This is a genomic window from Mesorhizobium sp. WSM4820 (assembly GCF_055811075.1).
Genome location: NZ_JBVVQN010000019.1, coordinates 1 through 21,117, shown reverse-complemented (window position 1 = coordinate 21,117; position 21,117 = coordinate 1). Strand labels below are relative to the sequence as shown.

The 21,117-nt window shown below is 64.7% G+C and carries 21 protein-coding genes; 13 read left to right on the top strand and 8 right to left on the bottom strand.

Annotated features, from left to right (window positions below):
* Positions 1-19 precede the first annotated feature (19 nt).
* Complete coding sequence (locus AC0L2R_RS26055) at positions 20-1,033, bottom strand: substrate-binding domain-containing protein (protein WP_473512301.1); 1,014 nt, start codon at positions 1,031-1,033, stop codon at positions 20-22.
* A gap of 201 nt (positions 1,034-1,234) precedes the next feature.
* Between AC0L2R_RS26055 and AC0L2R_RS26050 the strand changes: the two genes are divergently transcribed.
* The 6 genes from AC0L2R_RS26050 to AC0L2R_RS26025 all read left to right on the top strand — a co-directional run bounded on the left by AC0L2R_RS26050 (position 1,235) and on the right by AC0L2R_RS26025 (position 9,036).
* Positions 1,235-3,631 (top strand): glucan 1,4-alpha-glucosidase, encoded by a 2,397-nt coding sequence (locus AC0L2R_RS26050; protein ID WP_473512299.1) that lies wholly within the window; start codon positions 1,235-1,237, stop codon positions 3,629-3,631.
* 120 nt (positions 3,632-3,751) lie between these two features.
* Positions 3,752-4,768 (top strand): phosphogluconate dehydrogenase (NAD(+)-dependent, decarboxylating), encoded by a 1,017-nt coding sequence (gene gnd / locus AC0L2R_RS26045; protein ID WP_473512298.1) that lies wholly within the window; start codon positions 3,752-3,754, stop codon positions 4,766-4,768.
* A 16-nt stretch (positions 4,769-4,784) separates the two neighbouring features.
* A complete protein-coding gene (zwf, locus tag AC0L2R_RS26040; RefSeq protein ID WP_473512297.1) occupies positions 4,785-6,161 on the top strand; it encodes a glucose-6-phosphate dehydrogenase in 1,377 nt (458 codons plus the stop codon).
* A gap of 16 nt (positions 6,162-6,177) precedes the next feature.
* On the top strand, positions 6,178-6,882 hold the full coding sequence (locus tag AC0L2R_RS26035; protein ID WP_473512295.1) for an ROK family protein: 705 nt from the start codon (positions 6,178-6,180) through the stop codon (positions 6,880-6,882).
* A 147-nt stretch (positions 6,883-7,029) separates the two neighbouring features.
* Positions 7,030-7,491, top strand: coding sequence for a Ros/MucR family transcriptional regulator (locus AC0L2R_RS26030; protein ID WP_023800548.1), 462 nt, complete (start codon positions 7,030-7,032; stop codon positions 7,489-7,491).
* Positions 7,492-7,794: 303 nt separating this feature from the next.
* Positions 7,795-9,036: an MFS transporter gene (locus AC0L2R_RS26025; protein ID WP_473512294.1), complete on the top strand. Its 1,242-nt coding sequence runs from the start codon at positions 7,795-7,797 to the stop codon at positions 9,034-9,036.
* Between the two features lie 36 nt (positions 9,037-9,072).
* Here the strand turns inward: AC0L2R_RS26025 and AC0L2R_RS26020 are convergent, their stop codons facing one another.
* The 6 genes from AC0L2R_RS26020 to hemC all read right to left on the bottom strand — a co-directional run bounded on the left by AC0L2R_RS26020 (position 9,073) and on the right by hemC (position 15,184).
* Complete coding sequence (locus tag AC0L2R_RS26020; RefSeq protein ID WP_287218882.1) at positions 9,073-9,789, bottom strand: glutamine amidotransferase; 717 nt, start codon at positions 9,787-9,789, stop codon at positions 9,073-9,075.
* 12 nt (positions 9,790-9,801) lie between these two features.
* The gene (locus AC0L2R_RS26015) at positions 9,802-10,281 is read right to left on the bottom strand and encodes a tellurite resistance TerB family protein (protein ID WP_473512293.1); all 480 of its coding nucleotides are present in this window, start codon (positions 10,279-10,281) and stop codon (positions 9,802-9,804) included.
* A 64-nt stretch (positions 10,282-10,345) separates the two neighbouring features.
* Entirely contained in the window at positions 10,346-11,947 is a 1,602-nt protein-coding gene (locus AC0L2R_RS26010; RefSeq protein ID WP_473512291.1) for a heme biosynthesis HemY N-terminal domain-containing protein, read from the bottom strand.
* Between the two features lie 10 nt (positions 11,948-11,957).
* Positions 11,958-13,448: a COG4223 family protein gene (locus AC0L2R_RS26005; protein WP_473512290.1), complete on the bottom strand. Its 1,491-nt coding sequence runs from the start codon at positions 13,446-13,448 to the stop codon at positions 11,958-11,960.
* Between the two features lie 91 nt (positions 13,449-13,539).
* Positions 13,540-14,256: a uroporphyrinogen-III synthase gene (locus AC0L2R_RS26000; RefSeq protein ID WP_473512289.1), complete on the bottom strand. Its 717-nt coding sequence runs from the start codon at positions 14,254-14,256 to the stop codon at positions 13,540-13,542.
* Position 14,257: 1 nt separating this feature from the next.
* Positions 14,258-15,184, bottom strand: coding sequence for a hydroxymethylbilane synthase (hemC, locus tag AC0L2R_RS25995; protein ID WP_287077036.1), 927 nt, complete (start codon positions 15,182-15,184; stop codon positions 14,258-14,260).
* Positions 15,185-15,416: 232 nt separating this feature from the next.
* On the opposite strand from hemC, the gene tsaD reads away from it, so the two are divergent.
* From tsaD to AC0L2R_RS25965, 6 genes are all read left to right on the top strand, one after another.
* Positions 15,417-16,502 (top strand): tRNA (adenosine(37)-N6)-threonylcarbamoyltransferase complex transferase subunit TsaD, encoded by a 1,086-nt coding sequence (gene tsaD, locus AC0L2R_RS25990; RefSeq protein WP_473512418.1) that lies wholly within the window; start codon positions 15,417-15,419, stop codon positions 16,500-16,502.
* Positions 16,499-17,509 (top strand): NAD(P)H-dependent glycerol-3-phosphate dehydrogenase, encoded by a 1,011-nt coding sequence (locus AC0L2R_RS25985; protein ID WP_473512287.1) that lies wholly within the window; start codon positions 16,499-16,501, stop codon positions 17,507-17,509. The genes tsaD and AC0L2R_RS25985 overlap by 4 nt, the downstream gene beginning before the upstream one ends.
* 25 nt (positions 17,510-17,534) lie before the next feature.
* A complete protein-coding gene (locus tag AC0L2R_RS25980) occupies positions 17,535-17,831 on the top strand; it encodes a YciI-like protein (RefSeq protein ID WP_473512286.1) in 297 nt (98 codons plus the stop codon).
* Between the two features lie 122 nt (positions 17,832-17,953).
* Positions 17,954-18,379 (top strand): EVE domain-containing protein, encoded by a 426-nt coding sequence (locus AC0L2R_RS25975; protein WP_027154811.1) that lies wholly within the window; start codon positions 17,954-17,956, stop codon positions 18,377-18,379.
* A gap of 53 nt (positions 18,380-18,432) precedes the next feature.
* On the top strand, positions 18,433-19,032 hold the full coding sequence (locus AC0L2R_RS25970) for a class I SAM-dependent methyltransferase (protein WP_473512416.1): 600 nt from the start codon (positions 18,433-18,435) through the stop codon (positions 19,030-19,032).
* 130 nt (positions 19,033-19,162) lie between these two features.
* The gene (locus AC0L2R_RS25965; protein ID WP_473512415.1) at positions 19,163-19,585 is read left to right on the top strand and encodes a DUF1761 domain-containing protein; all 423 of its coding nucleotides are present in this window, start codon (positions 19,163-19,165) and stop codon (positions 19,583-19,585) included.
* Positions 19,586-19,747: 162 nt separating this feature from the next.
* Here AC0L2R_RS25965 and gcvA read toward each other — a convergent pair whose 3' ends face one another.
* Positions 19,748-20,683, bottom strand: a complete 936-nt coding sequence (gene gcvA / locus AC0L2R_RS25960; protein WP_287173850.1) for a transcriptional regulator GcvA — start codon at positions 20,681-20,683, stop codon at positions 19,748-19,750.
* A 164-nt stretch (positions 20,684-20,847) separates the two neighbouring features.
* Between gcvA and AC0L2R_RS25955 the strand changes: the two genes are divergently transcribed.
* Positions 20,848-21,084 (top strand): hypothetical protein, encoded by a 237-nt coding sequence (locus tag AC0L2R_RS25955; protein ID WP_236372866.1) that lies wholly within the window; start codon positions 20,848-20,850, stop codon positions 21,082-21,084.
* Positions 21,085-21,117 lie beyond the last annotated feature (33 nt).

The window sequence follows — 21,117 nt, the reverse complement described above, 5'->3', positions numbered from 1 at the left end:
GGCATTGGATGTGCCACGCTCACTTGATGTTGGCTTTGATCGCCGCGATGGCGTCTTCCTGCGTGTATTCGTGGCTGGCGACGCCGCCCTTGGGGATGTTCGGCAGCTCGGCCTCGAAATTATCCTGGGTGAAGGCGAGGTATGGCACCAACAGGTCATGCGGCACATCGGTGCGGCCGTCGAGCACCTGCTGCGCCACCCAGAAGGCCAGCGACGACACGCCCGGCGCAATCGACGCCGACCAGGTCTGGTAGCCATCCTTGTCCTTCTGTTCCTTCCACCACTGCAATTCGTCCTGACGGTTGCCCATGATGATGGTCGGGCGCGGTTTGCCGGCGGCGGCGAAGGCCTGTGCCGCGCCATAGCCGTCGCCGCCCTGATCGACGACGCCGACGATTTCCGGCAGCGACGGCAGGATCGTCGCGACCGCCTTCTGTGCTGTGGTCTGGTCCCAGTCGCCGGTCACCGAACCGACGATCTTGAACTCGGGATGGGCGGCGACGCCCTCCAGAATTCCGGCGTGGATGGCGTCGTCGATCGAGGTGCCGGCAAGGCCGCGGATTTCCAGCAGATTGCCGCCCTCGGGATGGAACTTGGCCATCTGCTCGACTTCCTGCCTGCCCATGTCCTTGAAGTCGACGACGACGCGGTAGGCGCAGGGCTCGGTGACGATGCCGTCGAAGGAGACGACGACGATGCCGGCGTCGCAGGCCTGCTTGACGGCGCCGTTGAGCGCGTCCGGCGAGGCGGCGTTGATGACGATGGCGTCATAGCCCTGCAGGATCAGGTTCTGCACCTGGGCTGCCTGGGTCGGCACTTCCTTGTCGGCCGTCGTGAAGATATCCGCGGCAGCGACTACCCCGTCGGCGACCGCCTTCTTGGTGACGATGGCATAGCTGTCGAGCATCGCCTGTCGCCACGAATTGCCGGCATAATTGTTGGAAAAGGCGATCTTCTTGTCGCTGGTGTCGGCCAGTGATGCGCCTGACGCGAGCATCGCTGCAAGGGCACTCAGGACGAGTATCTTCTTCATCTGTTATCCTCCCATGGATTGCTGGTCGTTGTTGGCTGCTGGCGGCTGTTATGACGACCCTCGTTTCAATATTGTCAGACAAATTTAGATGGGCGCGCTTGTCAACAGCGATCGATGACGGTTTGACGATCAACTTGCGGTGCAATGATTGAAAAGGCTTCAGCTCCTGGTCTAGGGATGGGGAAGGAGACCGAAATCAAGATGGCAGCGACGCCGACTGATGCGCTGGGCGCACCCGGAATTCCGGCGCGCTGGACGTCGAGCGCCAAGAGCGGCGTCGGAACCGCGCTTTCGCCGGCCTGTCCTGTCTGGTTCACGATCAGCCACGGCATTCTCAACGAGGTCTATTATCCCCGCCTCGACAGCGGCTGCACCCGAGACATGGGACTGGTCGTCACCGGCCCCGGCTTCTATTTCTCGGAAGAGAAGCGCGATGCCGTGCACAGCCTCGAGCCGTTCGAGGATGGGGTGCCCGCCTACAGGCTGGTCAACACCGCCGCCACCTACCGGATCGAAAAGAGCATCGTTACGGACCCGGAACGTCCTGCTCTGCTGCAGGAAATCATCTTCACGCCGCTGAAAGGCACATACGCCGACCACCGCGTCTACGCGCTGCTGGCGCCGCATCTGGTCAATGCCGGCATGGCCAACACCGCCTGGGTCGGCGACCACGAGGGAAGGCCTGTTCTGTTTGCATCGGGACGTGGCGTTTGCCTGGCGCTCGCCTCGTCGCTGCTCTGGGGAGCATGCTCGGCCGGCTATGTCGGTGTCTCCGACGGCTGGCAGCAACTCCGTCGTGACGGCCGGCTCGACCCGGCTTGCCGCAGGGCCGAGGACGGCAATGTCGCGCTGACCGGCGAGATCGGGTTTTCGGCTGCGGACCCGAAGGCGCTGCTGGCGCTGGGTTTCGGAACGACGCCGCAAGCGGCGGCGGAAAATGCCTCGGCCAGCCTGAAGCGAGGCTTTGCGCCCGCGGCCAAATCCTTTATCGAAAAATGGCGGGAGTGGCAGGCTGGCTTGCTGCCGCTGGACCGGCGTGGTGCGGCGATCAACACCTATCGTGTCAGCACGGCGGTTCTGGCAACGCATCGCTCATCCACCGGAGCGGCCGTCGCCAGCCTGTCGATCCCGTGGGGCTTCAGCAAGGGCGACGACGATATCGGCGGCTATCATCTGGTCTGGCCGCGCGACCTGGTCGAAACCGCGGGCGGTTTCCTCGCCGCCGGCGATCCGGCGCAAGCGCTTGAGATCCTCGCCTATCTCCGCTCGATCCAGCAGCCGGATGGGCATTGGCCGCAGAACGCCTGGCTCGACGGATCAGCCTATTGGCCGGGCATCCAGATGGACGAGTGCGCGTTTCCGCTGCTGCTCGCAGATGCGCTGCGCCGGGCTGGGCATCTGGCAGACGCCGCGTTGCGCTCCTTCATGCCGATGGTCGAACGCGCCGCTTCCTATGTCGTGCGCAACGGTCCGGTCACCGGCGAAGACCGCTGGGAGGAGGATGCCGGCTACAGCCCGTTCACGCTGGCCGTCGAGATCGCCGCCCTGCTGGCCGCGGCCGACCTGTTCGAAACTTGCGGCAAAGCAGAGCCGGCAAATTATCTGCGGGAAACCGCCGATGTCTGGAACGACCAGATCGAGCGCTGGACCTATGTCACCGGCACTCCACTCGGCGAAGAGGTCGGCGTCGAGGGCTATTACGTCCGCATCGCGCCGCCCGACACCGCCGGCGCGGCGTCGCCGAGGGACGGCTATGTGCCGATCAAGAACCGGCCGCCGGGCGATAGCGACCGGCCGGCCGAGGCGATCGTCAGCCCGGATGCGCTGGCGCTCGTCCGCTTCGGCCTCAGGGCCGCCGACGATCCGCGCATCGTCGACACGGTCAGGGTCATCGATGCGCGGCTGCGCTGCGACCTGCCGCAGGGGCCCGTCTGGTATCGCTATACCAGCGACGGCTATGGCGAGCACGCCGACGGCGCGCCCTTCGACGGGTCCGGCCAGGGCCGGCCCTGGCCGCTGCTGGTCGGCGAGCGCGCCCATTACGAACTGGCGGCGGGCCGCAAGGACAAGGCAGCGAGCCTGTTAAAGACCCTGGAGGATTCGGCCGGGTTTGGCGGCCTGCTGCCGGAGCAGGTCTGGGATGGTCCCGACATCGCCGAACACGAACTGCGGCACGGCGGACCGTCGGGCAGCGCCATGCCTCTGGTCTGGGCGCATTCGGAGCATATCAAGCTGCTGCGCTCGCTCAAAGACGGCGCCGTCTTCGACATGCCGCCGCAAGGCGTGAGGCGTTACATCGAGGACAGGACCGTGGCGCCGCGCCGGACATGGCGCTTCAACCACAAGCTCCGCGGCATGCCCGCCGGCAAGCTGCTGCGCGTCGAACTGCTGACGCGGGCGGTGGTCCATTGGAGCAACGATAATTGGGCAACCATCTATGACGCCGCGACGATCGAGAACGCCTTCGGCATCCATCTCACGGACCTGCCCGTTGCCGATGTCCCGCCGGGCAATAGGATCGTCTTTACTTTTTTCTGGCCCGATGCCGGCCGTTGGGAGAATGTCGACTTTTCCGTCGCTATCGACAAGCCGGACTAGAGCATGATCCCGAACCGAAGGTCCGCGTTAGCGAAAAGTGGAAACCGGTTTTCGGAAAAGATCATGCTCCAACAATAGAGCCAGTAGATCTTCTATCCCTCAAGAAGCAGGACGAAAAACATGCAGATCGGAATGATGGGACTGGGCAGGATGGGCGCCAACATGGTGCGGCGCCTGCTGCGCGATGGCCACGAATGCGTGGTCTACGACATCAACCCGGCCAGCGTTGAAGCCCTTGTGACGGCTGGCGCGATCGGAGCCGCTTCGATGGAGGAGTTCGTCGGCAAGCTGACCAAGCCGCGCAGCGCCTGGCTGATGCTGCCGGCGGCGATCACCAGCCGGGTCGTCGACCAGGTGGCCGACCTAATGGAGCCGGGCGACATCATCGTCGACGGCGGCAATTCCTATTATCACGAAGCTGTCGACCATGCCGCGCGCCTGGCATCGAAAGGCTTGAACTATGTCGATGTCGGCACCAGCGGCGGCGTCTGGGGCCTCGAGCGCGGCTATTGCCTGATGATCGGCGGCCCCGACAGCGCGGTCCAGCATCTCGACCCGGTCTTCGCCACCCTGGCGCCGGGGGCCGATGCCGGGATGCCTGCCCCTGGCAAGGATGCCGGAACCGCACCGTTCGGCTATCTCCACTGCGGACCGAGCGGCGCCGGCCATTTCGTCAAGATGGTCCACAACGGCATCGAGTACGGCGTCATGGCCGCCTATGCCGAAGGCATGAACATCCTGAAGTCGGCGAATGCCGGCAAGAGACAGCGGACCGCCGACGCCGAAACCAGCCCATTGGAAAACCCGCAATATTACCAGTTCGACATCGATATCGCCCAGGTTGCCGAGGTCTGGCGGCATGGCAGCGTCATCGGCTCCTGGCTGCTCGACCTCACGGCGGGCGTATTGAAGGCCGATTCGGGGCTGACGCAGTTCGGCGGACGGGTTTCGGATTCCGGCGAAGGCCGCTGGACGCTGAAGGCGGCGATCGACACCGGCGTGCCGGCGCCTGTTCTGTCCTCGGCCCTGTTCGACCGGTTCGCCTCGCAAGGCGAATCCGAATTCGCCGACAAGCTGCTATCCGCCATGCGCTATGCCTTTGGCGGCCATGTCGAAAAGCCGAAGATCGGCTCGTGACGGGGAAGACACGCTCATGAACCAGGAACGGTCCGACACGCTGGTGCTTTTCGGGGCGACCGGCGACCTCGCCCACAAAAAAATCTTCCCGGCACTTTACGCCATGGTCGCCAAGGGAACGCTCACCGAACCGGTGATCGGCGTCGCTTTCGACGCCTGGGACCTGAAGCAGTTGCAGGCGCGGGCCCACGACGGCATCGTCAAGGCCATCGGCAAGGTCGACGAGAAGATATTCGCGAAACTTGCCTCGCTGCTTCGCTATGTCAGCGGCGACTACCGCAGCGCCGCGACATTCGAGAAGCTGAAAAGCGCGCTCGGGACCGCGCAGCACCCGCTGCACTATCTGGCGGTGCCGCCGACCATGTTCGAGACGGTCATCCAGGGCCTGGAACAGTCGGGCGCAGCCCAGGGCGCGCGCCTGATGGTGGAAAAGCCGTTCGGTCACGATCTGCAATCGGCGCGCTGGCTGAACCGGGTCCTTCACCTGGTGTTCGACGAGCAGTCGATCTTTCGCATCGACCATTATCTCGGCAAGGAGGCGATCCAGAACCTGCTCTATTTCCGCTTCGCCAATTCCTTTCTCGAGCCGATCTGGAACCGCAATTTCGTCGAGAGCGTGCAGATCACCATGGCCGAGGATTTCGGCGTCGAAGGCCGCGGCCGCTTCTACGACGAGGTCGGCTGCATCCGCGACGTCATCGAGAACCATCTGCTCAACATCCTGCTGCTGCTGGCCATGGAGCCGCCCGTTGGCCGCTCGGCCGACGATCTGATCGACGAGAAGGTGCAGGTGCTGCGGGCGATCCGGACGCTGACCAGTGACGATGTCGTGCGCGGCCAGTTCAAAGGCTATCTCAGCGAGCCGGGCGTCGCGCCGAATTCGCCGGTCGAGACCTTCGCGGCGGTGCGTTTCTTCGTCGACACCTGGCGCTGGCGGGACGTGCCCTTCTTCATCCGCGCCGGCAAATGCATGCCGGTGCACGCCACCGAGGTCATCGTGCGTTTGAAGCGGCCGCCGCTCGACGTCTTCGACCCGATCAAACCCGGAGATGCGAATCACGTCCGTTTCCGCATCGACCCGCAGGTGGCGATCTCGATCGGCGCCCAGCGCAAGGCCGCTGGTGACGACATGATCGGCGAGCAGGTCGAACTCACCGCGCTCGACGACAGCAAGGGCGACATGCCGCCCTATGAGCGGCTGATCGGCGACGCCATGAACGGCAATGGCCAGTTGTTCACCCGTCAGGACGCCAGCGAGCTTGCCTGGCGGATCGTCGGCCCGGTGCTCGGCGATACCACGCCGCCACACCTCTATGAGCCGGGAGCATGGGGTCCCGCCGATGCGATGGCCGGGTTCGGACCGCCGAACGGCTGGATCAACCCGGCGAAATGAACTCGGAGGCGACGCAATGGCCAAAGCGGCGAAAAAGCCGGCACCGGAGAGCGAAAAGATCGTGCTTGCGATCGATATCGGCGGCTCCCATGTCAAGATCCTCACCAGCGCCGGCGGCGAGGAGCGCAAGGCCGATTCCGGACCCGGCCTGACGCCGCAGCAGATGATCGCCGCCGTGCAGACGCTCGCCGATGGCTTGCCCTACGACGTCGTCTCGATCGGTTATCCTGGCCCGGTGCACCACAACAGGCCATTGGCCGACCCCGCCAATCTCGGCAAGGGCTGGGTCGGATTTGACTTCGCAACGCAGTTCGGCAAGCCGGTGAAGCTGGTCAACGACGCGCTGATGCAGGCCGTCGGCAGCTATGAAGGCGGGCGCATGCTGTTCCTGGGTCTCGGAACCGGCCTCGGTGCCGCGATGATCCTCGACAACGTCGCCCAGCCGATGGAACTCGCGCATCTTCCCTACAAGAAGGGCAGCAGCTTCGAGGACTATGTCGGCGAACGCGGCCTTGAAAAGCGCGGCAAGAAGAAATGGCGCAAACACGTTTTCGACGTCGTCGAGCGGCTGCGCGCCGCCCTTCAGCCTGACTATGTGGTCATCGGCGGCGGCAATGTCGACAAACTCGACGAATTGCCTGCCGGTTGCGAGCGTGGCGACAACACACGCGCCTTCGAAGGGGGATTTCGACTGTGGCGCGACAAATCCCTGATTGTCTGATATTGTAGCGGTTCGAGGCCAAATCTGTTGATCTGGCCCGGCCGTTAGTATTGTTATTCAAAATAATGTGTAGCGTGGTGCGGCGTCATTGCGTTATGCAGATTTGCCGACTAGGAATTCCGCGACCCCACTAACGGAGAAAATAGATTGACCGACGACAGCAACAAAGCCCGCAAGGACATCGACCTTCTCGAGCTGACCGCTCACATCGTGTCCGCTTACGTCGAGAAGAACCGCTTGCCCGCTTCCGGCCTCGGCGATCTCATCGCCAGCGTCAGCGCGTCGATAGGTGGTCTCGGCCAGCCCGCCGTTCCGGTCGCAGCACCGCTGATCCCGGCGGTCAATCCCAAGAAATCAGTGACGCCGGATTACATCATCTGCCTCGAAGACGGCAAGAAGTTCAAATCCCTGAAACGCCATATCGGCGTTCATTTCGGACTGACGCCGGATGCCTACCGCGCCAAATGGGGCTTGCCGGCTGACTATCCGATGGTCGCCCCGACCTATGCGGCCTCGCGCTCGCAGTTGGCGAAGGCGATCGGCCTTGGCCGCAAGGCCGCCCCGCCGGCGCCGGTCAAGAAGACCAGGAAGCCAAAGGCCACGGTCTGACGCGCTCGAAGCCGCCTTTGACGCTCGAGATTGGCGAAGGCCGCCGCGACGTCCAATCTCCCCCTTGAGGGCCCTTGTGGGGAGATGTCCGCAGGACAGAGGGGGCGCGGGGAGAACTCTGCGCGCCTAATAGCCCTTCCACCTCCGCCTCGCTGTGCAATTAGCATGGTAGCCGGAAATCCTTGATCCAGAGCCGATTTTTGCGCGCGCCTCGCACCGAACTGCGTTAAAAGCGCTGTGGTCGGATCAGCGCCCTCGTGGAAGTGCCCCGCCGGCCGACTTCCTTGCCACGGGGCCTGATTCATGACACCCGAACCTCACGCACCGCCCGACCGGCGCTATGCCGCCTTCCGGCACAAACCCTTCCTGAGCTATTGGGCGGCACGCTTCCTCGCCACATTCGCCACCCAGATCGTATCCGTCGCCGTCGGCTGGCAGGTCTACGACCTGACCCGCGATCCGTTCGATCTCGGCCTTGTCGGCATTGTCCAGTTCCTGCCTTCGCTGCTGCTGGTGCTGATCACCGGGGTGGTCGCTGACCGTTTCGGCCGCCGCCTGATCATGGCGCTGATGGTGCTGCTGGAGGCGATCTGCGCGCTGGCCCTGCTGCTGCTGACGCTACGCGGTCTTAGCGGACCGGGACTGATCTTCGGCGTGCTCGCCATGTTCGGCATCGCGCGCGCCTTCTTCGGACCGGCCGCGGCGTCGCTGTTCGCCAACCTCGTGCCGCCGGAGGATTTCGGCAACGCGATTGCCTGGAATTCGTCCGCCTGGCAGACGGCGACCATCGTCGGACCGGTCGCCGGCGGCCTGCTCTACGGGCTCTCGGCGCAAGCGGCATACGGCACCGCTGCCGTTCTGATGTTTGTCGCTGCGGTGCTGGTCTTCACCATCCCGAAGCCTGCCCAGCGCAGCGAGACCGACAGGCCGACGATGCAGACCCTGTTTGCCGGCTTCGGCTACATCTGGAGCGAGAAGATCGTGCTCGGCGCCATTTCGCTCGATTTGTTCGCCGTGCTTTTGTCCGGCGCCACGGCGCTGCTGCCGGTCTATGCGCGCGACATCCTCGAACTCGGCCCTTGGGGCCTGGGACTGTTGCGTTCGGCGCCGGGCATCGGCGCCATCTGCGTTGCCATCTGGCTGGCCGGACATCCGATCCGCAACCATGCCGGCGTGGTCATGCTCGGCTTCGTCGCGCTGTTCGGCGCCTTCACGGTGCTGTTCGGCCTTTCCACCATCACCTGGCTGTCGATCGCAGCGCTCGCCTTGCTCGGCGCCGCCGACATGTTCAGCGTCTACATCAGAGAGACGCTGATCCAGCTGTGGACGCCGGACCAGGTTCGCGGCCGCGTCAACGCAGTCAATCAGGTTTTCGTCGGCGCCTCCAACGAACTCGGCGAATTCCGCGCCGGCACCATGGCGGCATTGATCGGCACCGTGCCCGCGGTGGTGATCGGCGGCGTCGGCGCAGTCGTTGTCGCCGGGCTGTGGGCGGTGCTGTTCTCGCAGTTGCGTAAGGTGCGCCACCTCAACGGGCGAAACTGATCCCAGGGCACTCTGATCCGGGCAAACTAGATCAGATCAGGACAGCGCCGGCTTGCCGAAGATCGTCTGCAGGAATTCGCCGAGCCAGCGCTTGAGATGCATGTCCCAGATCAGCCGGCCGCCGAGATGATCGCGACCGGGCTGCGCGCCGGGCAACTCGAAGCGATGCGCGCCGCGAACGACCCAGCGCTGCATCATCGCCCTTGTCAATTCGCCGTGGAACTGGATGCCCCAGGCATTGTCGCCATAACGAAAGGCCTGGTTTGGATAGGTTTCGGCCGTCGCCAGCAGCGTCGCGTCCTTCGGCAGCGAAAAGCCCTCACGGTGAAACTGATAGACCATTTCGGGCCAGCGCATCAGCTTCTTGCCGTCCTCGGTCGCTGTCAGCGGATACCAGCCGATCTCGACCAGCCCCTCGCCATGACCCTCGACCTTGCCGCCAAGATGGTTGACCAGCATCTGCGCGCCGAGGCAGATGCCGAGCAACGGCCGGTTCTCCCGGAGCGGCACTTTTAGCCAGTCGGTCTCACGGCGGACGAAATCGTCCTCGTCATTGGCGCTCATCGGTCCGCCGAACACCACGGTTCCGGCATGACCGTCCAGCGTTTCCGGCAAGGCGTCGCCGAGCGGCGGGCAGCGGAGATCGAGGTCGAAGCCTTCTTCGATAAGCATGTGGCCGACGCGCCCGGGGCTCGAACTCTCCTGATGCAGCACGATCAGGATTTTTGGTCTCGGCCTCGGCGTGGATGGCATGGGGAATCCCGTCTATTCGTCGCTCGATATTCCAGCCGCGCCCGGCACTTCGGCGGCCGCCTTGCGGCGTGCCTCGACGCGGTCGTGGCGTTCGACATCCATCAGCTCGGCGACACGCCAGACGATATTGTCCTCGAGCTCGTGCAATTCGCCATCGGCATAGACGATTTCCCACATCAGGCCGATGAAGGCTTTTCGCGCGTCCGGATCGAGCTGACGCTTCAAAACGCTGGTGAAGGCGTAGAGGTCGATCGCCTCATGGTCGGCCCGCTCGCCGGCAGCGGCAAGCGCGTCGAGCTCGTCGCCGCTGATCGAATAGCTTTCCGCCAGCACCGCCTTGAACCGCTCCCATTCGGCATCCTGACGCACGCCGTCGGCACTCATCACATGGTAGAGAAGGGCGGATGCGGCAACGCGCGGATCATCGGCGTTGTTGCGGGCGCGGCCGTCTCCCGGCAGGTCCTTCAGAAACGACAGAACGCGTTCGAACATGTGATTCCTACTTCCCATCCGCCAAAACTTTCAAGCTCAGCCAAACTTTTCAAGCTCAGCCAAATCAAAACAATCGAAACCTGCGTGGTGATTTTTGCTCTTCGTCGTCCGGATCGACGCCGGGATCGTCGGGCAGCCGAGCCATTTCCTCCGCCGGTTCGGCAGCGTCGCCATCCGGCGGCACTGCGGCAGACGCCGTGGCGGTGACCGGCGCAACATCGTCTCCGCCAGTTTCCGATGCCGCCGCGGCGGTCGGCCTTTCGGCCGAACCAGCGGGGTTCAGCTCGATCACATTTTCCTTTGCCGGCTTCGTTGGCGCCGCAATTGTCGGCACCGCGGCGGCCGGCACATCCTCGTCACTGTCGATGAGCTGGCCGAGCCGCTCCATCGGCGCACGCCACTCGAAGGCGTCGAGCTTGCCGGTGATCGGCGACACCGGCGCCCAGCGTTCGGAAACGACGCCGTCGGCGACCCAGGCCGGATCGCGCGGTGCACGCACTGCCTTGGACAAAAGCTGCCGCACCTTGCCCTGATCGCCGGTCTCGGCCTCCTCGATGTCGGCCAGAAGCAGATAGGCGCCTTCGCGGCGATCCATGCGGATAGCCGCCTCGGCCTCTTTGCGGGCGGTTGAAAAGTCCTGCGCGTCGAGCGCGGCGCGCGCCACCGCCAGCGACGATTCGGCGTGGTTCTTCTTCATCTCCTGCAGCTTCTTCGCCCGGTTCAGCCGGTCGAGCACGGCATCGCCTGGCCGGGCGTGGGTGTAAAGCTCGGCGATCTCTGGATGCGGCTCGGCTTTCCACGCCGTTTCGAGGATCTTCGCGCCCTTGCGCACATCATTCTGTCTGAACAGCAGTTTGGCTGCGTTCACCGCCGCCGGCGCGAAATCCGGCCGCAGCCGGTTGGCCTCCAGAGCAGCGGTTTTGGCGGCATTGGGATCGCTGTCGATCAGCCCCTGCGCCTTGGCGGTGAGCAGCACGGCGCGACGCCGGTTGGCGGCATCGCGCTCGATCTGCCGCGTCGATTTCTGCGCCTCGACCAGTTTCAGCGCGCCGTCCCAGTCGCCGCGCCCGGTCAGGTCTTCCAGCGTCGATTCGGCGGCCCAGGCCAGTTGCGGCGCCATCGCCGCAGCGCGGCCGGCGTAGTGCCGCGCCGCGTTGCGGTCGCCGAGGCGTTCGGCCTCGAGATAAAGCCCGCGCAGGCCGAGCAGCCGCATTTCGGGATCGTCGAGCATGGTCTCGAACTTTTCGCGGGCACCCTCATGGTCGCCTTCGAGCAGCGAGGCTTGCGCCTCCAGCAATTGGATCAGCGGCTCCTGGTCGGAGCGGATCAGCTTTGCCGCTTCCTTGGTCTTCTTGCGGGCGAGCGCCCCGTCACCGGCGCCCGCGGCAATCATGCCGGTCGACAGCGCCTGATAGCCACGATCGCGACGGCGCACGCGGAAATAGCGCGAGATGGTGTAGGGGCTGTTCCACAGCGCCTTGAGCAGCCACCAGACGATCATCACCGCGGCAACCACGGCAACGACCGCCACCGCCGCCACCATCAGGCTGACCTGGTATTGGTAGCCGCTGAAGGTGACGACCATCTCGCCCGGCCGGTCGGCCAGCCAGGCGAAACCCAGCCCGAGCGCGAAAACCACGACGAGGAAAAGCAGAATGCGAATCATCGGGTTGTCCTCACGCCTTCATCGCACTGGCGATCAGCGCGTCGACCTGCTTCTCGACCTCGATTCGCGCCTTCAGTTTGCCGGCAAATTCGGCGCCGGCGACCTTCACCGACTCGGGCAGCGTATCGTATTCGCTGAGCGCCTTGGCGTAATCGCCCTGATTGACCGCTACCTCCATGCGGGCGACGATTTCCGGAGCGCCAGCGCCTTCGACTGCACCGATCGGCCTGACCCTGACCAGCGATTGCGCGCTCGACAGCAGGTTTTGCAGGAAGCCGGCATTCTGGTCGACGGGCTCTGAGGCAGCGACCATGGCATTGGCGGCGGCAGGCATTTCGGTTGCGATCTCCGACCGGGTCGGAACGCCCGTTTCGGCGTAGGCACGCAAGGCTGCGATCTCTGGAGCATCCGGCGAAATCGCCGTAAAGGTTTCGAGTTCGGCGGCGAATGGCGCACCTCGGTCGAGTGCTGCCTTCAGCGCCGATGCGGCGATGGCGAGCGCAACCTTGGGCTGCCCGGCCTGTGCCTCAACCTTGCCGGAAAGCTGAGACACCGACTGTTCCAGCGCTGCAAGCCGGCCGTCCTGTGCCTTCGCCGTCTCACCGGCGGATTTCACCGCCGCGTCGAGCCCGGCCAGCTTTTCATTGAGCGGTCCGAGATCGACCGGCGCCGTGTTGCCGGTCTGGCCAAGCGCCGCAACCGCCGTCTCGATCTGCCTGACCTTATCGCCGAGGGCTGCAAGCCCGGCAGTGTCGCCTGCTCCGCCCTGCTCGATCGCCGATTGCAGCGCCGCGACATCCGTCTTGACCTGATCCAGCGCCGACGACAGCCCGTCCACCTTGGCCGAGGCGTCATTGTTGCCGGCTGTATCCTTGAGCCCGGCAATCTCGCTCTTCAGCGCAGCGATTTCGCTGTTGACGCCATCGAGCGACACGCCGCCCGAGGATAAATCGCCAACCCCTGGCGCGCCGAGCAGGCCGGCAAACTGCAGCCCTCCGGCGGCAGCCAGCGCGATGACGCCGCCGATGATGCCGGCAGCGATGCCGTTGATGCCGCCACGCTTCGGCTGCGCTGCCATGTCAGTCCCTGCCTGGGTTTCCTTCGCCGCGTCTGCGGCGCCCGCCTTGGCCGAAGCGTCCTTGGCCGACGCGTCGTCGAAACTGTAGTCGACGGCCCGCTTCGCCGATGCCTCCGAGCCGGCCGGATAAGTTGGTTTGGGCCCTTCGGGAGCTTTGGCGTCACCCTCTGCCGGCTGTTCCGAGCCGGCCGGCGGGGCCGCTTCGGCATGTTCCCACGGCTCGATGTCGGTCTGGTCGGCATGGACGGGTTCTTCAGGCGCTTCCGGCTGCGACGCGCTTGCCGCCTCCTCCGCCTTCGCCTCGTCGGTCCGCCCGTTGGCGGCATCCTCGTCGGCAACGCGCGAGACAGCGCCGGGCTCGAGCTCGATGGTCACCGGCTCGCGACGGCTTTTCGAATGCCGCATCTTCGGCGTCTTGACCATGCTTGGGCTCCGCAAATTTCGCTTCGGGATGGTTCAGAAAGGGTCTAGCACATCACCAAGCGGTGAAAAGGGGCGGCGTGATGACACGGGGTCAAGGCGACGTCCGCAAAAGCTCCAGCAGCGCCTCCTCGCTGGGCTCCGGCGCAACGCGGAGCTGTTCTGAGGCAACAGTCTCCAAGGCTGCGGCGATACGTCCGGACAGCGCAAAAAAACATGTCTTTTTAAAAAGCTCACGCAGCGCCGGCCGCCCAGCCAGTGCCTGCAGCGCTGTGGCGGCCTTGGCCGAATAGAGCAGCACTGCCTCGACCGGCAGGCCGGACAAGCGCGCAAGAACGGCCCCATCGGAATAATCCAGCGCGACAGTGTCATAGGTCTCGACGGCGCGAACCTGAACGCCTGCCGACTGCAGCCGCTGCTCGAAACCCGAATAACGCACCCGCCCGCACAAATAGACGATGGTTTGTCCGGCGTAATCGCCGGCCAGCGCATCCGCCAGCGCCTCGGCATCGCCCGGCCCTTCGCTGACCGACAGAAACCCGGCCGCACGGGCGGCCTGCGCTGTCCGTCTGCCGACGGCATGGCAAGGCAAACCGGCGAGCGCCGTGCTGATTTCTTTCGGCGCATGGCGCACGGCATTGGCGCTGGTGACGGCAACGGCCGCGGCATTGGCTGCGACCCTGTCCGGATCAACCGGCAGCGCCACCGTTTCGGTCAGCGGCAGCAGGATCGGCTTAAAACCCAGGTCCTCGAGCCGCTGTGCCGTGCGCGAGGCGCCCGGCTCCGGCCTCGTCACCAGGACGCGACGCATGTCAGGCCCAGCCGTCGAAGAATTTTTCGCCGGCCTTGGCCCGCACGGTCCTGGCAGCTTCGTCGCCGATGCGCGCGGCATCCTGCGCCGGGCCTTCCGCCTTGACCTCATGGGATTGCGCGCCGTCCGGCGAGATGATCAGCCCGCCGAAGAAGACCGTTTCGGCCGAAATCGTCGCATGGCCGGCAATCGGCGTGCGGCAGGAACCGTCGAGCGCCGCCAGGAAAGCCCGTTCGCAGGCCAGCGCCTGCCCGGTCGGCACGTCATGGACTGCCGTCAGCATCCTTTCCACATCGAGGTCGCCGATGCGGCTTTCGATGCAGATCGCGCCTTGCCCCGGTGCCGGCGGAAAGCTGTCGAGCGGCATCAGGTCGGTGATGACATCTTCGAGCCCGAGCCGCTTCAGCCCGGCATAGGCAAGGATGGTGCCGTCGGCGACGCCCTCGTCGAGCTTGCGCAGCCGCGTCTGCACATTGCCGCGGAACATCACCACGTCGAGGTCCGGCCGCATCCGCCGGATCAGCGCCTGGCGTCGGAGCGACGACGAACCGACCTTCGCGCCGTGCGGCAATCCGGCGATCGTTTTGGCCGCCTTGCCGACGAAGGCGTCGCGGGCATCCTCGCGCGGCAGGAAGGCAGACAGTTCCAGCCCGTCGGGCAACACCGTCGGCATGTCCTTCGACGAATGCACGGCGATGTCGATGCGGCGCGCCAGCAGCGCCTCCTCGATTTCCTTGGTGAACAGCCCCTTGCCGCCGGCTTCCGACAGCGGCCGGTCCTGGATGCGATCGCCGCTGGTCGAGATGACGACCACCTCGAATGCCTCAACCGGCATGCCGTGAGCGGCCATCAGCCGCGCCTGCGTTTCATGCGCCTGCGCCAGCGCCAGCGGGCTGCCGCGTGTTCCGATTTTCAAGGTTGTTTGCATGGCGCGCTGTCCGTGATAACCGGCAGGTAGAGGTCTGTTGAGATTCAGGTCAGGCCGAGCCGAAAATGGTGGTTTCCGAGAACCGGAGCGGAGCGTACTTTGAGTACGTGAGCACCGGAAGCACAGGAACCCGCCATTTGCAGGCCGGCATCACCTGAATATCAACAGACCTTGGGCTTTCTCCTAACGGGGAAAGCCTGGTTGCACAATCTCCAGGGATGGCAACGAATTGATCCGCGTTCTGGGCATTGAGACGAGTTGTGACGAGACCGCCGCCAGCGTCGTAGCGCTGGACGGCACCGGCGCGCCGAAAATCCTGTCTGATATCGTGCTCAGCCAGATCGAAGAGCATGCCGCCTTCGGCGGCGTCGTCCCGGAAATCGCCGCGCGCGCCCATGTCGAGGCGCTGGACGGCATCATCGAGGCCGCGCTTGCCGATTCAGGCGTCGATCTCGCCGATATCGACGCGATCGCTGCGACCGCCGGCCCCGGCCTCGTCGGCGGCCTGATCGTCGGGCTGATGACGGCCAAGGCGATCGCAGCCGCGGCGAACAAGCCGCTGATCGCCATCAACCACCTCGAAGGCCATGCGCTGACCGCGCGGCTGACCCACGGGCTCGACTTTCCCTATCTGTTGCTGCTGGTGTCCGGCGGCCACACGCAGATCGTCGCGGTGCGCGGCGTCGGCGACTACCAGCGCTGGGCGACGACCATCGACGATGCGCTCGGCGAAGCTTTTGACAAGACCGCCAAGATGCTCGGCCTGCCCTATCCAGGCGGGCCGAATGTCGAGAAGGCGGCGGCGACCGGCGACGCCGCGCGCTTCGCCTTCCCACGGCCGATGAAGGGCTCGGCGCAGCCCGATTTTTCCTTTTCCGGGCTGAAGACCGCCGTGCGCCAGGCAGCGACGGCCATTGCCCCTTTGAGCGACCAGGACGTCGCCGACATCTGCGCCTCGTTCCAGTCGGCGGTTGCGGATGCGCTGGATGACCGTGTTTCGAGGGCGCTGAACCGTTTCCGCCAGGAGTTTCCGAGCGAGCTGAAGCCTGCGCTCGTCGTTGCAGGCGGTGTCGCCGCCAACCGGACGATCAAGACCACACTCGAAGCCCTGTGCGAAAAAGCCGGTTTTGCCTTCGTCGCGCCGCCGCTCAAGCTCTGCACCGACAATGCGGCGATGATCGCCTGGGCCGGCATCGAGCGGCTGCGCGCCGGCATATCGGGTGAAAACACCGCTGATTTCGTGCCGCGTTCGCGCTGGCCGCTGGACAGCATCTCGGCTCCGATGGTCGGCTCGGGCCGGCGCGGAGCCAAGGCATGAGCGGTAGCGGGCACAAGGTACCAAGCGGCTGGCGCGTTGCCGTGCTCGGCGGCGGTGCCTGGGGCACGGCGCTGGCGCTGGCCATGTTGCGCGCCGGCCATTTCGTCCGCCTCTATGCGCGCGACCCGGAGACCGTCGCCGCGATCGACCGTGGCGAAAATCCGCGCTATCTGCCTGGCATCGCGCTCCAGGCCGGCATCGTGGCAACGAGTGATATCGAGGCTGCGCTCGACGGCGCCGACTGCGTGCTGGCGGTGGCGCCGGCGCAGTCGCTGCGCGCCATGCTGGCCACCGCGAAAGCCCATATGCCGAAGGACGTCCCGCTGGTCCTCTGCGCCAAGGGCATCGAGCGCGACACCGGCGCATTGCTGTCGGCGGTCGCTGGAGAGATCCTGCCTGAAAATCCGGTCGTCGCCCTGTCCGGGCCGAGCTTCGCCACTGACGTCGCCAGGGGGCTACCGACGGCCGTGGTGGTCGCCGCCGGCAATGAGGGTCTGGCGGCCGACCTGGCCGCGCGCTTTTCGGCGCAGAATCTGCGCTGCTATTCGAGCGACGACCTCATCGGCGTCGAGATCGGCGGCGCGCTGAAGAACGTCTTCGCCATTGCCGCCGGTGCGGTCACCGGCGCCGAGCTCGGCGCCAGCGCCCAGGCCGCCATGGTGACGCGCGGCTTTGTCGAATTGCGCCGCATCGGCGCCGCCTTCGGCGCCAGGCCGGAAACGCTGATGGGACTTTCCGGTCTCGGCGACCTGTTGCTCACCTGCTCGTCCGCCCAGTCGCGCAATTTCGCCTACGGGCTGGCGCTGGGGCAAGGCAAGCCGCTTGCCGGGCTGCCACTTGCCGAAGGGGTGCCGACGGCGGCGATCGCCGCCCGCATCGCCACCGAGCGCAACATCGACGCGCCGATCATCACCGCCGTCGCCGCCATACTGGACGGCACGATCACCATCCGCCAGGCTGTGTCGGCGCTGATGACAAGGCCGCTGAAGACCGAAACCGACGTGTAATGTTGAACAATCCGGAGATGGAAAGATGCTGTTTGCGCTGATTTGCAAGGACAAGCCTGGAAGCCTGCAGGTGCGGCTCGATACGCGGCCCGAGCATGTTGCCTTTTTGGAGGGACTGAACGGCGAGAACAAGCTGGCCTTCGCCGGTCCGTTCCTCGACGCCGACGGCAAGCCGAACGGCAGCCTCGTCGTGGTTGAGGCGCCCGGTCTGGAGGCGGCAGAAGCGCTATCGGCGGCAGACCCCTTTGCCAGGGCAGGGCTGTTCGAAAGCGTCGAAATCCGGCAATGGAATTGGACCTTCAACAAGCCAGTGAGTGCATGACTCCGAAAATCGGAATCGATTTTCGGAAAGGATCATGCGCAAAATCAAAGTGCTACAGCGTCCTTGCGCGTCTGAAAGACGCGCGGCTCTGCAGCTGATCTCCAGCCGCGAAGGAGCAAAAAATGAACTACTGGCTGTTCAAATCCGAACCCTCGGTCTTCTCCTTCGAGGACCTCAAGGCGAAGGGCAAGGCCGGCACGCAATGGGACGGCGTGCGCAACTATGCGGCGCGCAACAACATGAAGGCGATGCAGATCGGCGATCTCGGCTTCTTCTACCATTCCAACGACGGGCTCGACGTGGTCGGCATCGTCGAGGTCTGCGCGCTGGCCCATCAGGACACCACTACTGACGATCCGCGCTGGGAATGTGTCGATATCCGCGCCGTTAAGGATGTGCCGAAGCCGGTGACGCTGGAGCAGGTCAAGGCCAACCCCAAGCTTGCCGAGATGGCGCTGGTCCGACTCGGACGGCTTTCCGTGCAGCCGGTGACGCCGGCCGAATGGAAAGAGGTCTGCCGCATGGGCGACCTGACGCCGGCGCCGTGACGGCGCTGACGCCAAACAGCGCGAGAAATTTCATCCTCGACAACACGGCGCTGATGGCACCGCCGCATGTGCCGGAGATGCTGCTGCATCTGGCCGACGAGGCGCATGATCTATGGCAGCGGACAGAGGACGAACTGGCCGAAATCGGTCTGCCGCCGCCTTTCTGGGCCTTCGCCTGGGCCGGCGGCCAGGGCCTTGCCCGCTACATCCTCGACAATCCGTCTGATGTGCAGGGCAAGCGCGTGCTCGACTTTGCCTCCGGTTCCGGCCTTGTCGCCATTGCGGCAGTGAAGGCCGGCGCGTCAGAGGTGATCGCCGCCGACATCGACCCGTTCTGCGCGACCGCGATCCGCCTCAACGCCGAGGCCAATGGCGTCGGGATAATGTTTCTTGGCACCGACTGCATCGGAACCGATGCGGGCTGGGATGTGGTCCTGGCCGGTGACGTCTTCTACGACAAATCCTTCGCCGACCGGCTGAAGCCATGGTTCGCGACGCTCAAGGCGCGTGGCGCCGACATCCTCGTTGGCGATCCCGGCCGCTCCTATCTGCCGAAAGCTGGACTGGAGCCGCTCGCCGTCTACGAGGTGGCGGTAACCCGGGCGCTGGAAGACGCGCTGGTCAAACGCACCACCGTCTGGCGGTTTTCTTGACGGCATCGCCGAACAGGCGTTCCATCACGCTTCGATTTTGAGAATACGCATGCCGTCCCAAAACCGCTGGGCACCCCCGGCTCGGGCCTGGGGGCATGCTTTTGAGCGACATGCTTCCGGGGAGGAAATCATGGATTTTTCAGCAGTGAACTGGCTGGCGGTGATCGTCGCCGCGGTGGTGGCGTGGTTGTTCGGCGCTGCCTGGTACATGGGCCTGAGCAAGCCGTGGCTAAAGGCCACCAGGCTTGATCCGGCGACCATGAGTAAATCGCCGCTGCCCTTCGTCATCAGCTTCGTCGCGGAAATTGTCATGGCGCTCGTCATCTCTCTGATCGTCGCAGCGATGACCGGTGGCGAACCGAGCCTCGTTGCCGGGCTCGTCTTCGGCTTCGTTCTCTGGTTCGGATTCGTCGCCACGACGCTATCCGTCAATCATCGTTACCAAGGGTTCGGCTGGGACCTGACCATCATCGACTGCGGCCACTGGCTCGGCGTGCTGCTTATCATCGGCGCGGTGATCGGCTGGTTCGGCGCGGCGGATGTCGCGGGCTGACGCTGCCGCCATGAAATAATGCATGTCGCGCAAAAGTGTGCAGCGGTTTTGCGATAACGACATGCATAAAAACAACAACCTAAAGCGCGTCGCATGAGGCCGGTCAAACGCGACGCGCTTTAGTCGACGACTGCCGGCTGATCACTCAGAGCGACCTGAAGCTCATCCAAGCGTCGGCTCCGGCTGCGGGTTGTGAACTTCGTTGAGGAGCCAATCCCTGAACGCCACGATCCTGGGATCATTGGCGGATGCGACGGGATAGACCAGGAAGTAGGCGAAGTCGGGCGGAACCTTGATGCCAAGTTCGAAGGGCCGGATCAGCCGGCCCTCGGAAAGGTCGTTCGCCACCATGGCAAAATCGGCGAGCGCAACGGCATTGCCATCGAGCGCGGCCTGAACGGCGTCGGTTGAGGTGCCGAAAACGATCGTCCGGCTGTCGTCGAAATCGTCGACGCCGGCCGCCGCCATCCACATCCGCCAGTTTGGCCAGGTCACGCCCTGTCGCGCCCACTCGATATGGGCGAGCGTGTGATGGAAGAGATCGCGTGGCTCGCGCAGCGGCGGGCCGGAGGCCAGCAGGCTGGGGCTGCACACAGGGATGATGATGTTGTCGAACAGCCGGTGGGTGCAAAGGCCGGGATATTTTCCCGCGCCGAAACGGATGCCGACATCGACGTCGTCCAGGTCGAAATCGCGCAATTCAGAGGCAATGTCGAAGCGGAGCTCGATGCCCGGTCGCTGCTTGCGAAAATCATCGACGCGTCGCATCAGCCATTTTGTCGCAAACTGGGCGTCGAGTGTCACTTTCAGCAACGCCGTTCCACGCGCCAGCTTGTGCGCCCGTGAGACGGCGCGGCCAAGCAGGTCGAGCGCGTCGGTCGAGGCCTCGAACAGCACCGCGCCCGCCTCGGTCAGCCGGATGGTGCGGCTGGTGCGCGTGAACAGCACGATGCCGAGCTGATCCTCGATTTCCTTGATCTGGTGGCTGACCGCGGCCGGGGTCAGGCCAAGTTCGTCCGCGGCGCGGGTGAAATTGAGGTGCCGGGCGGCTGCTTCCAGCGTCCTCAGTGCACGGGTTCCTGGCAGCAGGCGCGCCATCAGAATAGGACGAGGAGAGGCCGGTCGAGCATTTTCAATCCTCAAAGAAAACTTGAAGATGCAGAGAAAACTACTCGTTTCTCGTTTTAATTTCAATCCGTCATGATGTGACCATCGAACAAACATCAAACCGGACTTGATGTCCGGAGAAGCCGGATTGCACCATGTCTCACATCGTCTTGAGTCCTGTAACCATCCGCCCGGCCTGGCTGCGCGCGGTGTCTGATTGGTTCCGCCATGCAAAAATGGCGGTCAACCTCCCGCCCGAGAACGTCGACGACCTTTCGGACCGCCAATTGCGCGACATCGGCGCCGAGCGCAAGGATGTCGCGCGCGCGATGGACCGGGAACTCGGCCGGTTGGGTCTGCTCGATATCGGCTGGCAGAGGCCGCGGACGTAGGGGAGTAGGGGAGTAGGGGAGTAGGGGAGTAGG